Source organism: Mesorhizobium sp. KACC 23794, assembly GCF_052180275.1.
Classification (GTDB): domain Bacteria; phylum Pseudomonadota; class Alphaproteobacteria; order Rhizobiales; family Rhizobiaceae; genus Kumtagia.
Window position 1 is genome coordinate 1,353,035 of record NZ_CP197465.1, and the last position, 14,508, is coordinate 1,367,542.

The 14,508-nt window shown below is 65.7% G+C and carries 14 protein-coding genes; 1 reads left to right on the forward strand and 13 read right to left on the reverse strand.

What is annotated here, in order from left to right; genetic code table 11:
- Window positions 1-2: 2 nt before the first annotated feature.
- Genes ACSBOB_RS06795 through ACSBOB_RS06805 form a run of 3 tightly spaced genes read right to left on the reverse strand, consistent with a single transcriptional unit; the run spans window position 3 to window position 3,511 of the window.
- The gene (locus tag ACSBOB_RS06795; RefSeq protein ID WP_442581681.1) at window positions 3-998 is read right to left on the reverse strand and encodes an ABC transporter permease; all 996 of its coding nucleotides are present in this window, start codon (window positions 996-998) and stop codon (window positions 3-5) included.
- Window positions 995-2,527 (reverse strand): sugar ABC transporter ATP-binding protein, encoded by a 1,533-nt coding sequence (locus ACSBOB_RS06800; RefSeq protein WP_442583666.1) that lies wholly within the window; start codon window positions 2,525-2,527, stop codon window positions 995-997. Before ACSBOB_RS06800 ends, ACSBOB_RS06795 begins: the two co-directional genes overlap by 4 nt.
- A gap of 42 nt (window positions 2,528-2,569) precedes the next feature.
- Complete coding sequence (locus tag ACSBOB_RS06805) at window positions 2,570-3,511, reverse strand: sugar ABC transporter substrate-binding protein (protein WP_442581682.1); 942 nt, start codon at window positions 3,509-3,511, stop codon at window positions 2,570-2,572.
- Window positions 3,512-3,662: 151 nt separating this feature from the next.
- Here ACSBOB_RS06805 and ACSBOB_RS06810 point away from each other — a divergent pair, with 151 nt between their 5' ends.
- On the forward strand, window positions 3,663-4,694 hold the full coding sequence (locus ACSBOB_RS06810; RefSeq protein ID WP_442581683.1) for a LacI family DNA-binding transcriptional regulator: 1,032 nt from the start codon (window positions 3,663-3,665) through the stop codon (window positions 4,692-4,694).
- A 50-nt stretch (window positions 4,695-4,744) separates the two neighbouring features.
- Here the strand turns inward: ACSBOB_RS06810 and ACSBOB_RS06815 are convergent, their stop codons facing one another.
- The 10 genes from ACSBOB_RS06815 to ACSBOB_RS06860 form a co-directional block, all read right to left on the reverse strand.
- Complete coding sequence (locus tag ACSBOB_RS06815) at window positions 4,745-5,491, reverse strand: SDR family NAD(P)-dependent oxidoreductase (RefSeq protein WP_442581684.1); 747 nt, start codon at window positions 5,489-5,491, stop codon at window positions 4,745-4,747.
- A gap of 21 nt (window positions 5,492-5,512) precedes the next feature.
- Complete coding sequence (locus ACSBOB_RS06820) at window positions 5,513-6,370, reverse strand: amidohydrolase family protein (protein ID WP_442581685.1); 858 nt, start codon at window positions 6,368-6,370, stop codon at window positions 5,513-5,515.
- Window positions 6,367-7,347, reverse strand: coding sequence for an ABC transporter ATP-binding protein (locus tag ACSBOB_RS06825; protein ID WP_442581686.1), 981 nt, complete (start codon window positions 7,345-7,347; stop codon window positions 6,367-6,369). Before ACSBOB_RS06825 ends, ACSBOB_RS06820 begins: the two co-directional genes overlap by 4 nt.
- A gap of 1 nt (window position 7,348) precedes the next feature.
- Window positions 7,349-8,185 (reverse strand): ABC transporter ATP-binding protein, encoded by an 837-nt coding sequence (locus tag ACSBOB_RS06830; protein WP_442581687.1) that lies wholly within the window; start codon window positions 8,183-8,185, stop codon window positions 7,349-7,351.
- Entirely contained in the window at window positions 8,182-9,033 is an 852-nt protein-coding gene (locus ACSBOB_RS06835) for an ABC transporter permease (RefSeq protein WP_442581688.1), read from the reverse strand. Before ACSBOB_RS06835 ends, ACSBOB_RS06830 begins: the two co-directional genes overlap by 4 nt.
- A gap of 3 nt (window positions 9,034-9,036) precedes the next feature.
- Window positions 9,037-10,038 carry an ABC transporter permease gene (locus ACSBOB_RS06840; protein ID WP_442581689.1) on the reverse strand — a complete coding sequence of 334 codons (1,002 nt, stop codon included), beginning with the start codon at window positions 10,036-10,038 and terminating at the stop codon, window positions 9,037-9,039.
- 10 nt (window positions 10,039-10,048) lie between these two features.
- Window positions 10,049-11,236, reverse strand: coding sequence for an enolase C-terminal domain-like protein (locus tag ACSBOB_RS06845; RefSeq protein WP_442581690.1), 1,188 nt, complete (start codon window positions 11,234-11,236; stop codon window positions 10,049-10,051).
- A gap of 76 nt (window positions 11,237-11,312) precedes the next feature.
- Window positions 11,313-13,067, reverse strand: a complete 1,755-nt coding sequence (locus ACSBOB_RS06850) for an ABC transporter substrate-binding protein (RefSeq protein WP_442581691.1) — start codon at window positions 13,065-13,067, stop codon at window positions 11,313-11,315.
- Between the two features lie 27 nt (window positions 13,068-13,094).
- On the reverse strand, window positions 13,095-13,430 hold the full coding sequence (locus ACSBOB_RS06855) for an L-rhamnose mutarotase (RefSeq protein WP_442581692.1): 336 nt from the start codon (window positions 13,428-13,430) through the stop codon (window positions 13,095-13,097).
- Window positions 13,427-14,491: a Gfo/Idh/MocA family protein gene (locus tag ACSBOB_RS06860; protein ID WP_442581693.1), complete on the reverse strand. Its 1,065-nt coding sequence runs from the start codon at window positions 14,489-14,491 to the stop codon at window positions 13,427-13,429. The genes ACSBOB_RS06855 and ACSBOB_RS06860 overlap by 4 nt, the downstream gene beginning before the upstream one ends.
- Window positions 14,492-14,508: the final 17 nt, after the last annotated feature.

Here is a 14,508-nt window from a genome sequence, read left to right on the forward strand (position 1 = left end):
CTTCAGCCTTCGGCGAGCGAGCGGCCGAGGCTGGCGAGGCCGACCGCGACGATCAGGATGGCGCCCTGGAAGACGAATTGCGAATAGGTGGGGGCGCCGAAAATGTTCAATCCATTGAAGCCGAGCACGATGATCAGCGAGCCGATGAAGGTGCCGAGAATGTGGAACTCGCCGTCGCGCAGCGTCGCCGAACCGAGGAATACGGCGGCGAAGGCGGTCAGCAGGTAGGCATCCGCCGCATTGGTCGTGCCACTGCCGAGCCGCGATGCGAGCAGCGTTCCGGTGAGCGCCGCGCACATGCCGGACAGCACGAAACCCAGGATCTTGATGCGGTCGACGTTGATGCCGGCCAGCCGCGCCGCCGCCGGATTGCCGCCCACCGCCTGGATCTCCTGGCCGATCGCTGTGCGCTCGACCAGCAGCCACAGCCCGCCGAGCACCAGCGCCATGACGATGATCGGGTTGGGAATGCCGAACAGCCAGCGGCCTAGCGCCAGTTGCAGGAAGGTCTCCGGTACACCGGAGACGATCGGCACGCCGGAGGAATAGGCGAAGGAGACGCCGACCAGGATGGTGCCCACGCCGAGCGTGGCGATAACCGAATTGACCTTCAGCTTGGTGACGATCAGCCCGTTGACGACGCCGATGAGGGCGCCCAGCGCCAGCACGATGACGATGGCCACGGGGATGGGAAGCTGGTTCTGGACGATCAGCCCGGTGACCAGCACGCCATGCAGGCTGGCGGCATAACCGACCGAGAGATCGAGTTCACCGACGATGACCGCCATGGTGAGGCCGCCGGCGATGATCATCGCCAGCGAAGCCTGGCTCAGCACATTGGTGAAGTTGGTGACGGTCGGGAAAGCGCGTGGCGACAGGATCGAGAAGACGATGATCATCACGACCAGCCCGATGATCGTGCCGTAGCGCGCGAACACGCCGAGCGCCGCCTTCGAGCCGGGCGACAGGCGCCGTGTGGTGTGGCCGACCTCACTCATCCCGGGACCCTTTCCGCCGCTGCGGCGTAGCTTGCTTCGATGATGGCGTTGCGCGTGACATGCCTGCCGGAAAGCTCGCGCACGATGCGGCCCTCGGTCATCACCAGCGCGCGGTCGCAAAGATCCGGCAACTCGTCCGGCTCGGAGGAGATGACCAGCACCGCCATGCCCTTTGCGGCAAGGTCACGGATCAGGCGATGGATCTCGCCTCGCGCGCCGATGTCGACGCCGCGCGTCGGCTCGTCGAGGATCAGCACCTTCGGTTTCGATTGCAGCCAGCGGCCGATCACCACCTTCTGCTGGTTGCCGCCGCTGAGGCGCCCGACGGGCTGGTCCGGAGACTGTGCCTTGATGGAAAGGTCGCGAATGATGTTGCTCGCCATGCCGGCGCGCTTGCGGGAACTGATGAACGGCAGCATGGCGTTGGCCAGGATGGCGTTCAGATTGGTCAGGCTGATGTTGAAGGCAACCGATTTGGTTAGCAGCAATCCTTCCGTCCGCCGCTCCTCTGGAACCAGGCCGAGCCCGGCGCGCACCGCGGCGGCTGGCGTCCTCGGCGCGTAGGGCCTGCCTTCCAGCACCATCGTGCCGGCATCCGGCAGGTCAGCCCCGTAGAGCAGGCGCGCCAGCTCGCTGCGGCCGGCGCCGACTAGCCCGGCTATGCCCAGGACCTCGCCGCGATGCAGGTCGAAGCTCGCGTCCTTGACCTTGGGCAGCCTTTGCATTCCGCGAACGGAAAGCACGATCTCGCTCGTCGTCACGTCGTCGCGCGCCTTGGCCAAATGCTCCACGGCGCCGCCGACGATCGCTTCGACCAGCGCGGGGCGGGTGAGTTGCAGGCGGTCGAGTTCCGCCACCGAGCGGCCGTCGCGGAACACCGTCACGCGGTTGCAAAGGTCGAGAATCTCGTCCAGCCGGTGAGAGACATAGAGGACCGCCACGCCGGACGCGGACAGGTCGCGGATGATGGCGAACAGTTTCTGGCATTCGCTCGCCGACAGCGAGGCGGTCGGCTCGTCCATGACGATCAGGCGCGCCTTGCGCACCAGCGCGCGGGCGATGTTGATCAGCCAGTTCTCGGCGGTCGACAGGCCCTTGGCTGTCGCTTGAAGGGGCGCTGTGACGCCGACCCGCTTGGCGATGGGCGCGACGTCGCGCGCGATCGCCGGCCAGTCGACCATGCCGAAGCGTGTTTTCTTGGGCAGGCCGAGCATGACGTTTTCGAGCACCGTCATGCCCGGCACGAATGCAACTTCCTGGTGGATGAAGCTCATGCCAAGGTCATTGGCGCGATGCGGCGAACCGATAGCGGTTGGCTGGCCGTCGACGAAAACCTCCCCGCTGTCCGGCTCCGTCAGTCCGGCAAGGATCTTGATCAGCGTGGACTTGCCGGCGCCGTTGGCGCCGACCAGGCCATGCACTTCTCCGGGCGCAATCGACAGCGACACGCCGCGCAGAGCTTGCGCACCGCCATACGACTTGGTCACGGCGACCGCCGAAATGAATGGGGGCGCCGTGGGCGTCCCCATCGACCCAGACACGTGGTTCATGATCAGTTTTTACGCCGAAACCTACTTGATGGCATCGGGGTGGTCGGCGATGAATTTCTCGACCGTTTCCTTGGTGACCAGCACCGCCGGCACTTCAACCGCCTTGGGCTGCCAATCCGCGCCTGCCTTCTGGATCTCGGGCAGCAGCTTGATCATGTTGTAGCCCTCCGTGTAGCTGTCCTGCCAGGCGGTGGCCGTCATGAAGCCGTTCTTGATATTCTCCAGCGCCTGGGCGTTGCCGTTGACGCCATAGACCTTGACGTCGTCGCGGCCCTGGGCGCGCAGCGAGCCGATGGCGCCGATCGCCGGATCGTCCCAGCAGCCCCATATCGCCAGCTTCTCGTCGCCGGCCGGATGCGCGGCGAGCCAGGCATTGGCATATTGCGCGCCGTCCTCGAAATAGCCTGGGATGCGCACCTCGTTCTTGGTCACCTTGACGTCAGGATAGGCGGTGAGCGCCTTGTCGAGTTCGACTTCGCGGTTCCGGCAGACCTCGCCTGTCCGGTACGCGAGCACGAGCAGCGAGCCCTTGCCTTCCATCGCCTTGAGCATCAATTCGTTGACCGGCAGAACCATAGGGCCTCCGGAGCCGTTGGTCGCAGCGACCGTGCTGCCAAGCCCGCCACCCCAGGTGACAACGGGGATGTTCGCCGATTTTGCCGAGTCGAGTCCGGCGCCAATGGACGAGAACGGGAACACCATGTCGACGATCGCGGTGGCGCCGCGCTGCGCAAAATTCTGGATCGCGGCGTTGGCCTGATCGGCGCTGCCGGCCGCGTCGATGACCGAAACGTCCCAGCCAAGTTCCTTGGCCGCGGCCTCCGCGCCCTTGATGTAACGTGCATTGTTGGCCTCGGTGGCCGAGATCGAGACGATGCCAACAAGCGGCTTGTCCTGCGCCGATGCCGGCACGATGCCAAGACCTATGGCCGCAAGCGCGGCGCCCACTACAAACTGTTTCATGTTTCCTCCCTGAACGGCTGCCTGTTCAACGAACCGTTTCGCTAGCTTAAGCAAACAAGGCGGCCAATCAAGCGGTTTTTATTGCCGATAAGCCCTAGACAGGCACATTTTATGCAGCAAAACTCAGCTAAACGATTAGCTAGGTTTCAGCATGTCGACGATCAAAGATGTTGCACGCTCGGCAGGCGTGTCCACCGCGACGGTGTCTGCCGTCATCAACGATTCCGCCTATGTGAGCCCAACGCTGCGCGCCCGCGTGCTGGCCGCCATCAGGGAGCTCAGCTATTCCCCCTCGCTGGCGGCCCAGAATCTCAAGCGCGGCCGCAGCCAGTTGATCGCCCTGGTCGTTGCCGACCTTGCCAACCCCTTCTTCTCGCGTGTCGTCTGGGCGGCCGAGGCGGCCGTGGCCGCTTGGGGCTATTCGCTGGTGGTGTTCAACAGCGACGAGAAGCCGGAAGCGGAGCAGCGCATCCTGAGCCGTGTCCGCATGCTCTCCTGCGACGGGGTGCTGCTGGTTCCGGTCGGCGATTCCACCAAGCATCTGCAGCGCGACCCCAAGGAGAAACCGCTTCCCACCGTGCTGTTCGGGCGTACCGTCGAGGACGACAGGTCGGACACCATCACCATCGACAATTTCTCCGCGGGCCGGCAGGCAACCGAATACTTGCTCGACCTTGGCCACACCCGTGTCGGCGCGATAACCGGACCGCTGCATCTCACAACGGGACGCGGCCGCCAGGAAGGAATGCTGGCGGCGATGAAATCGCGGGGCCTGGCCCCGGAGCCGCGCGACATACGTTCGGGCGAATTCCGTGAGGACGCGGCCTATTCGGTGGCGCGCAGCCTGCTCGAGCCGCCGGACCGGCCAACCGCGCTCTATGTGGCAAGCGGCCTGATGGCGCTGGGAGCGATGCGCGCCATTGCCGATCTGGGTCTCCGGTGCCCAGTGGATATCTCGATCGCGTCCACGGACACGATCCCCGGCATCGGCGGCCTGCGCCCCCGCCTGACGCGGACCGAGCATCCGCTCGTCGACATGACCAACGAGGCGGTGCGCCTGCTGGTCGATCGGATCAAGCGTGGCGGCGAGATCGACCAGCGGAACATTGTTTTTCAGCCGTCCCTGGTGGTGGGAGACAGCTGTGCCCCGGTCGGCGCGCGGGAAAGTCCCGCAATCCGCTGACCGGTACGCGGAAGGGCAACCTCCGCTGCAAGGTGACGCGGGCGTCGGCCTCAGTATGTGGCGCGGCCGCCCGACAGATCGAACACCGAGGCGGTGGTGAAGCTGTTTTCGGCCGAGACCAGCCAGGCGACCATGTTGGCGGCCTCGTCGACTTCGAGGAAGCGGGCGCGGGGGATCTTCGAGAGCATGTAGTCGATGTGCTGCTGCGTGATCTGGTCGAAGATGCGGGTGCGGGCCGCGGCGGGCGTGATGCAGTTCACTGCGATGTTGAGGCCGGCAAGCTCCTTGCCGAGCGACTTGGTCAGTCCGATCACGCCGGCCTTCGATGCGGAGTAGGCGCTGGCGTTGGGGTTGCCTTCCTTGCCGGCGATCGAGGCGATGTTGACGATGCGCCCGTAACTGCGCGCCTTCATGCTCGGAACGACGGCCCTGTTGACGTAGAACGTGCCGTTGAGATTGATGTCGACGACACGCCGCCACTCGTCCAGCGGGTACTCGTCGAGCGTATGATTGGCTCCGGCGACACCCGCGGAATTCACCAGGATCGAGACGGCACCGAGTTCGGCCTCGGTCCTGGCATGCGCCTCGACGATGGCCGCCGGGTCGGTGATGTCGACCGCCACCGAGCGGGCGGCCTCGCCCAGTTCGGCAACCGCGGCATCGAGCAATCTGGCGTCCATGTCCCACAGCGAAACCCTGGCGCCGGAGGCCACGATGCGCTTCGCTATCGCAAAGCCAAGTCCCTGGGCGCCGCCGGTGACGACGGCAACCTGCCCGGCAAGATCAATTTGGTTCACGTCCAGTTCTCCTATGTCGCTTTATATCGTTGGTTGGGTGCGCTGCCTTTCCAGCAGGCGCCGCATGTTGTCGCCGAGCACGGCGGGAAGTTCGCCCGGGGTGAACGGGCCGTGGCGGGTGAGCAGGGACAGTGTTTGCGCATAGGTCAAGTGGCGGCGCGACACCGGATAGTCCGATCCCCAGATCATGCGGGCGGATCCGAAGGCGAGGGCAAGCTTTTGCGGGATCCACCGCAGTTCGGGATAGGGAAATTCCTGTCCCGGTGCGGCGACGTTGCCCATGCCCGAATATTTCACGAAGACGTTCGGCATGGCCGCCGCCCGCAGAACGATATCGGCGCCGTCGGGTTTCGTGTTCGAGCGCGGGCCCAGGAAGGCGAAATGGTGCAGAAGGATCGTGAGATCGGGCGCCATGCGTGCAAGATCCACCACACGCGCGATCTGGTGGGGCAGCACCGAAAGGCTGGCGATCAGGCCATGGCCGGCGGCCAGATGGAAGAAGGCGACGCCTTCCTCGCTCGTCAGCCATGTGCCGTCCTCCGCCTCGTCGAGATACAGCGTGAAACCGGCAAACTGCCAGCGGTCCAGCGCTGCGCGCAGACGCTCCGCCGCGCCCGGCTTGCGATAGTCCTTCGACCATCGGCATTCGATATCGGGAAAGACGGTCAATCGGCCGGGATGGCGGCGGGCGGCTTCGAATGCATAGTCGGCGTTGTGGTCGTTTCCTCCGATCGCCGCACAGATCACGACCGCGTGCTCCACGCCGTTCGCGTCCATTTCGAACAGCAGTTGCTCGGCCCGCGCGCGCGTCAGCAGATCGGGTACCGCCGGCTGGTATGGCCATGACTCCCAGATGTGGCAGTGGGCGTCGAGGATCATCCCGCCGTCCCTGCGTCGGCGACATGCGGCGTCCTTGCCCTGGCGACCGCATCCTGGACCGCCGCGGCGGTGATTGGCTTCTCGTCCTCGCGCAAGGGGGCGGCGATGGCGCGCAGCGGGCCGGACGGATAGAGCGCCATGCGCCCGGCCGGCAGAAACGCTCGCGGGGCGTCGGTGTCATCATCCAGATTCCATGGCTTGTCCGGATCGGGAGAGGGGACCGCATCGATCAGCGCGCGCGTATAGGGGTGGGCGGGTCGCTGGATCACCTCCTCCGCCGCGCCGACTTCCATGACCTGGCCGCCATGCAGCACGACGATCGTGTCGGCCACCTGATAGGCCGTGGCGAGATCGTGGGTGACGTAGATCAGCGAAATGCCGAGGTCGCGGTTCAGCCCGTGGAGGATTTCAAGGATCGTAGACCGCAGCGACGCATCGACCATCGACACCGGCTCGTCGGCGAGGATGATCCTGGGATCGAGCAGAAGCGCCCGTGCGATCATGATGCGTTGCCGCTGCCCGCCCGAGAGCTGGTGCGGGTATTTGCCGAGCGTCCGTGCCGGATCGAGGCCGACGCGGCGCAGCGCGGTCTCGATCCTCGCATAGGCCTCGTCCTTGGACGACGCGATGCCGAATGCCCTCAGCGGCACGCGCAGCGGGTGATCGATCCGATAGAAAGGATTGAACGCTTCGAACGGGTCCTGGAAGATCGCCTGCACCTGCCGCCGGAAGCGTTTTCGCGCCGCGCCCGGGAGACGGGCCACGGACTGGCCATCGTAGAGCACCTCGCCGCGCGTCGGGTTCTGGAAGCCGAGCAGCATGCGGATCAGTGTCGTCTTGCCGCTGCCGCTCTCGCCGACGACGGCGGTGATCGCCGGCGTGCCGCCGACATTAAGGGTGATGTCCGACAGGGCCGGACGGCCCATGCCGCCGGAAAAATCCACGTCGACATTGCGCACTTCGATCACGCCGGACATGTCAGCCTCCCCGGGCGAAGGTTGCACCTTGCGCGGCGCGCCGCAAGGCACGCGGAGCATCGAAGGACGGCAGCGACTCGATCAGCATCCGTGTGTAGTCATGCTTCGGCGAGGCGAACACCTCCCGCACCGGTCCCATCTCCACGAGTTCGCCGCGATACATGACGCCGATCCTGTCGACGAAATGCGCCATCAGCGCCATGTCGTGGCCGATCAGCACGATTGCCGCGCCAAGATCCTTCTGGACGCGGCCGAGCGTCGCCAGGACCTGCTTCTGCACCATGACGTCGAGTGCGCTGGTCGGTTCGTCCGCCAGGATGAGGCTCGGCCCCAGCGCGATCGACATGGCGATGCAGACGCGCTGCTTCATGCCGCCGGAAAGCTCGTGCGGAAAGCGGTCCTGCGCTTCCGGCGGAAGGCCGACGCGCTGCAGCAGCGAGCCTATCGCGCGGCGACGCTCGTCGCGGCCATGCCGCACCCCATGGTCGTCGAAGAGGTCGCCGATCTGCCGGCCGATCCTGAGCACCGGATTCAGCGAACTCATCGCTCCCTGCGGCACCAGCGACATCTGGGCGAACCTGACGGTTCGAAATTCGCGCTCCGGAATCGCGCTGACGTCGCGGCCGTTGAGCAGCAGGTCGCCCGAGGCGACGCGGCCGCCGCGCAGCATCCGCATCAGCGCCAGGATGGTCGTCGACTTTCCCGATCCGGATTCGCCGACGAGGCCGAAGCGTTCGCCGGGCGCCAGCGAAAAGCTGACGTTCCTGACCGCGGTGAAGACGCCGGTGGGCGTGTCGTACTCGATGGTGAGGTTGCGGATGTCGAGGACGGGGTTCATGTCGACGACCCCATCCGCTTGTTGACAAAGCCGTCTATCCCCACCGAGGTCAGCATCAGCCCGACGAAGATGAACGAGATGGCGAGGATCGGCGGACCCCACCACCACCAGAAGCCGCGCAGGATCGCGCCGTAGAACTGCGCCCAGTAGATCGTCATGCCGAGCGTGAGATCGTTCTGCGGCCCAAGCCCCAGCGCCTCCAGCCCGACGGTCGCGAGCATCGCGTTGGAGACGGTGATGACGAAGCTCGCGGCGATGAAGGGCAGGAGGTTGGGCAGGACTTCGACGAAGATCAGTTCCAGTCCCGAGGATCCGTTCAGCCGGGCGACCTGGATGTAGCCGCGTTCGCGCAGCGACAGGGTCTGCGCGCGGATGGTGCGCGTCGCCACCATCCAGGACAGCGACGCCACGATGAGCGCCATCAGGCCGACCGTCATCTCGCGCACGTTAGAGGCGACAAGCACAAGGATGGCGATGCCGGGTATGGTCATCATCACGTCGGAGGCAAGCCGGACGGCGACGTCGACGATGCCGCCGGAAAAGCCCGCGACAAGACCCAGCACGACGCCGACGGTGAGGCTGATGAGCCCGGCGGCGAGACCGATCTTCAGCGTCTGGGGCATGGCGAACGCAAGCACCGTCAGCATGTCGCGGCCTTGCCCGTCGGTGCCCAGCCAGTGATCGAGCGAGGGCGGGCGCCGCGGTATCGTCGCGCCGACGCGCGCCGAGGCGGGATCGACGATCCACGGGCCGATGATGGCCAGCAGGCAGATCAGCGCCAGGATGACGAGGCCGGCAAACAGGGCGCGGTTGCCCATTATCGCGCGAAGGGCGGCGAATCGGACCATGGCTTAACTCCGCGCTCCGGCGATCCGCGGATCGATGAGAGGATAGATCATATCGAGAATGAACATGGCGACAGCGATCGACACCGAGAGGAGCAGCACGATGCCCTGGATGACGAAATAGTCGTTGGACTGGATGGCCTGGTAGAGCCGGAAGCCGATGCCCGGATAGGAAAACGTCACCTCCACCAGGATGGCCCCCGAGACGATATGGCCGAGCGTCAGCGCCAGCTTGGTGAGCTGCGGCAGCAGCGCGTTGCGCATGCCGTACCACAGGAAGATGCGGCGCGGCTTGAGGCCCTTGGCGTCGGCCAGCGCGATATAGTCCTCCCCGAGCACGCTGACGATCATGCCCCGCATGCCGAGCGCCCAGGCGCCGATTTCCGCAAGGATGATGGAAAGCGCCGGCAACGTGCCATGCCAGACGATCGCGCCGGCGGTCTGCCAGTCGAGGCCCGGCGACATGCCGAACGGCATGCCGCCACCTGCCGGAAACCATCTGAGCACGATGGCGAAGACATAGAGCAGGATCATGCCGATCAGGAAATACGGCACCGAGGAGAGCAGCATCACGCCCGAGCCGAAGTTGCGCAGCGCCGGACTGGTGCGCGGCCAGCCCATGGCTGCCCCCAGCAGGCTGCCGATGCCGAAGCTCACCAGGGTGGCGAACCCCAGCAGCCCGACGGTCCATGGCAGGCCGGCGGCGATGGCGTGCGACACGCGCTCAGGATAGGCGGCGAGGGACACACCGAGGTCGAGCCGCAGGATCGAGGCCCAGTAGGCGAAGTACTGGCTGACGAGCGGCTGGTCGAGGCCGAACCGGGCGCGGTATGACGCGACCATCGCGCCGATGTCGCCGCCCGAGCCGCCGGTCGCCAGCAACTGGTTGAGCTGCGCCTCGATCGGATCGCCGGGCATGAGCCGCGGCAGCATGAAGTTGATGGTGATCGCGAGGAAGATCACCAGCAGCATCATGCCGAAGCGCTGTGCTACGTATCTGCCGTACATCGGGTGTCCTCTAGGCGCAGAGCGCGTCCAGTGTCTTGTCGGTGAGCCCGAGACCGAAGCCGGGTTCGCCGCTCGGCGTCAGCCGGCCGTCCTTCGGTACGGCCATGCCCGGGAAGATGCGCGTGTCCTCCAGCGGCTGGCCCGGCGCGGATCCGATGAAATACTCGCCGCGGCGGATGCCGGTGCAGGCGAGGCTGAAATGCTGGCCGTACGGGGTGTTGAGCCCGGCATGCGGAATTACCTCGATGCCGGCGGCGTCGGCGATGTGGGCGATGCGCTGGCATCCGGTGAAGCCGGCTGCCCAGCAGACGTCGGGCTGGAAGACGTCGAGCATCTGGCGGCTGGCGGCGTGCAGGAAGGCCTGCGGCACATACCAGTGTTCGCCGCCAGCAAGCGTCATCCACGGCAGCCGCGCCCGCAGCGCGGCATGCGCGTCGAGATTGTCCGGTCCCAGCCCGTCCTCGATCCAGCCGAGATTGTAGGGACGCAGCCGCTCGGCAAGGCGGACGGCATAGTCGGTGTCGAGCGCCAGCCAGCAGTCGAGCATCAGGTCGACGGCCGGCCCGACCAGTTCGCGGGTCCTGGCGACGAGGTCCTCGTTGCGCGCAAGGCCGTCGAGCCCGTCGAAGGCGCCGTAGGGGCAGGCCAGCTTGGTGGCGCGGAAACCGAGTTCCATGTGCCAGTCGGTGTCATTGCCCGTGGCGTAGGCCTCGATGCTGTCGCGGGTCGGGCCACCGGCGATCTCGTAGACGGGCGCGCGCAGGATCTTGCCCTTGAGGTCCCAAAGCGCGAGATCGACGGCGCTGATGGCATATGCGGCCAGGCCGCCGGCCCCGTACGGCATGGCGATGCGCACCATCATGTCCCAGGCCCGGTCGGTGGCCATAGCGTTCTCGCCTTCGAGCACGGTGGCGAAATGGTCGTTTATCAATGTGACGACCGGCTGGCCGTGGCGCGTGATGCCGAAGCCGGTGGTTCCGTCGTCGGCCGTGACGAGGCAGCCGACGGCCCCGTCGAACCGCCAGCTCGAGCGGCGGCTCTTGAATTTCTCGTAGCCCGACATCGGGCCGGCCACCACCGCATCCTTCGTCCACGGCGCTCGGCGCGGCGCGCCTGCCTTGGCGTCGGCTTCCCGATACAGCGCACCCACCATGTCGGTGCGGATCGGAAAGGCACGGATTTCCTTGATCTTGACCAATTTCGACTCGCTCAGGAATGAAGAGTTCCGCCGGAGGCGCATCGACGCCTCCGGCATGTGTCTCTTGTCGGGACGTCTACTGCTGCGTCGGCTTAAGGCGGTGGATGACCAGCGCAAACCCTTCCCATGGCAGCGGTTGCGCCACATAGGGGTCGGCCGAGGACGGGAACCCCGTCCAGTAGGTGGTGTTGAAGGGCTGCGTCTGGATCTCCTCGAACAGCGCTATCTCGGGAAGGTCGCGTGCCAGGATCGCCGTCGCCTGCTTGACGAGGTCCATATAGGCGGCGTCCTTCGGCGAAGGTTGCCTTGCCTGCATGGCGTCAAGCAGCTTATCCAGTTCGGCATTGGCATAGCGCGTCGGCGCCCGCAGGTTCTTCGAGGCCTCGCCTGGCTTGGCGGCGTATTTGGAGTGGAAATGCTCCAGCGTCTGCCACGGATCGTAGAGGCTGCCGCAATGCGGATAGACGCTCATGCCGAAATTGCCGGCGGTCAGCGCCTCGGTCTGTGCCGTGATCTGCTGCACGTTCACCACGGCGTCGAAGCCGGCCGACTGCAACTGCTCCGACAGTACGGGGCCGATCGGATCGCCCTGGCCGATCTGGATCTCCATCTGCAGCGGCTTGCCGTCCGGCTGCTCCCATTTGCCCGACGCGCCCTTCTTGAAGCCGGCCTGGGTCAGAAGCTGGTCGACCTTGTCGGTGCTGCGTCCGTCGAGCCCGGCCGAGGCGATCGTGTCGCTCATGTTGTCGACGTAGTCGAGCATGCCCTTGTAGGAGGAGTAGGGCAGGACCGCCTTGAGAACCGAACCCTCGTAGGCGAGGTTGACGATCTGGTCGCGGTCGAGCGCGGCATTCACCGCCTGCCGGAGCGCGTCACTGTCGAAAGGCGGCTTCTGCACGTTGAAGCGGAGCCCGATGACGCAGCCGTTCGGCGCGCCCCAGACAGGTCCTTCCGCATTCCAGGCCGTCAGGTTCGGGTTCTGCGCACGCGCGGCCTCGAAAACGCCGCTCTGGATGTTGCGGCCTATGTCGATCTGGCTGGTCGCGTAGAGCTGCGGCATCGCCTCGGCGGTGGCCGGCACGTAGATGATACGCTTGATTTCGGGGAGCGCCGCGGCGACGCCGGCGTCCTTGGCCCACCATGTGTCGCGCAGGTCGAAGAACAGCGAACTCGCATCGGATTTCACCAGCTTGAACGGCCCGGTGCCGACCGGCCAGCCCTTGGCGAGATCGAAATTGGTGAAGGTTTTTGGATCCTGCCCCTCCCAGATGTGTTTGGGCACGACCACGAGCCGGGTCGACTGACCGGTGGCGAGGAAGTCCTGTGCCCAGCGCGGGCCGGGCTTGGTGAGCGTGATCTTGACGGTCAGTGGATCGACGGCCTCGGCCGACTTGACCCACTCGGCGATGGCGCCGGAGAAAAGCAGGTCCGGCGCTGCCGCCTTCAGCATGTCGATGGTAAAGACGATATCGTCGGCGCCGAAGGATTCGCCATCGCTCCAGGTGACGCCAGGCCGCAGCTTGATCGTGACTTCGGTGAAGTCGCCATTGTAGCTGTAGCTTTCTCCCAGCCACGGGATCAGCTCGTTGGTGAAATGGTTGGTGTAGAACAGCGCCTCGTAAACAGTGTAGTGCAGGCTGTTGCGCTGGTGCAGCAGGACGCCTGCGTAGGGATTGAAATTGTCGATCGAAGGCACCTGGTTGTAGAAGTCCCAGCCTTGGCTGATCAGCGTGCGGTTGCGCGGCACGTCGGGCAGGCCCTGGGCAAAGGTGGCGCAGGTTCCGGCAAGCAGCGCCGCCCCGCAAAGAAGTGCCGAAAGTCGAAGTCGCATGAAAATCCTCCCTGGATTGCGTTGAGTTCAGGTCTCGGCGGTCAAGTGGAAAACATGCTCGACCGGGTCGCGTCGCGGCTGATCGCCGTCCATCTCCAGGACATCGGCCATGAAAGCACGCCAGTGAAGGATGGCCGGATGCTCGGGCGCGGCCGGATCCGGGATCCGGTCACGCAGCACGTGGCCATAGGCTTTCCGCTCGATGGCGTTGAGATGGATGTCGTAATGCACGATGCCGCCGGCGCGTAGCGCGTCGAGCATTTCAGGCCAGACCGCCGCATGGCGGCGGCGGTATTCGTCGACCTGCCCCTCGCGGATGCTGATCACGAAGGCGGATACGTGAAGCTGTCCGAGGCCGTTCATGGCCCGGTTCTCCCCGCGACCGGACGGGGGGCGCCGCCTTGCCGGGCTGAATCCAGCATGGCGGCAATCGTTGCCGTCGTCTGAGCACCCATCATGGCTGGAGAGAGATTAGAACCTTTGCCGAGCGCCAGGTCGGCAAGCGCGTTCACCGGGCCGTCGCATTTGTAGACCCATGCGCCGTCCGTCAGGTCGAGACGTTCGACAACTCCGTCGTTGCGGCGGATTTCACACCAGTCGCGATCGAATTCCGCCGTCAGCATCCCCTCGCTGCCGGTGAGGAACAGCCGCATCAGCGCGCGGTTGCCTTGCGGCATGGCCGCCGCCCCCGAAAGCGAGGCGACCGCTCCGTTGGAGAGGCGCAGCGCTGCGGCGTCGGCGAGGTCGACGCCCGAGCCCGGGTTCGTCAGCGCCGAGACCGCCACGGGAGCCAGTCCGGTCAGGAAGAACAACAGAGCCAGCGAATGCGAAAGCTGTCCATAGGCAAAACCCCCGCCATTGGCCGGATCCTGCCAAGTGCCGCGGGCCGGGCGGAAGAATGCGCTTTTCCAGGACTCGAGACCGCGCTCGCCGGAAAACACATCGCGCGTGGCGGAAATGAAGCTGCACATGGCATGCTCGATCGTGCCGACCGCACCGTCGGCAATGCGCCGGCGCAATGCGTCCACCTGCGGGAGATAGTTGTAGCCGTTGGCGATCAGCAGATAGCGCTGCCGCCGCTCGGCTTCGCTCACCAGTTGCCACGCATGCGAGGGATTGAGCGTCATCGGCTTCTCGCACAGCACATGCGCGCCACGCTCCAGCGCCATCATCACATGCTGGTGGTGCAGGTGATGCGGCGAGGCGACGACCACGATGTCGGGGTTGCGCGCCAGCACGGCGGCTGCGTCTTCCGAGGCAAAAGCGAAACCGAAATGCGCCCGGACCTTTTCCAGGTCGTGTGAACCCAGACGGCTGACACCGTCGAGCGCCACTTCCGGCCGGGCCGCCAGCGCCGGAATATGGTTCTGCGCGGCATACCACCCAGCGCCCACCACGGCCGCTCGAAGTTTCCCGTCCGGCAAAGTCCCGCCCTCCCCGC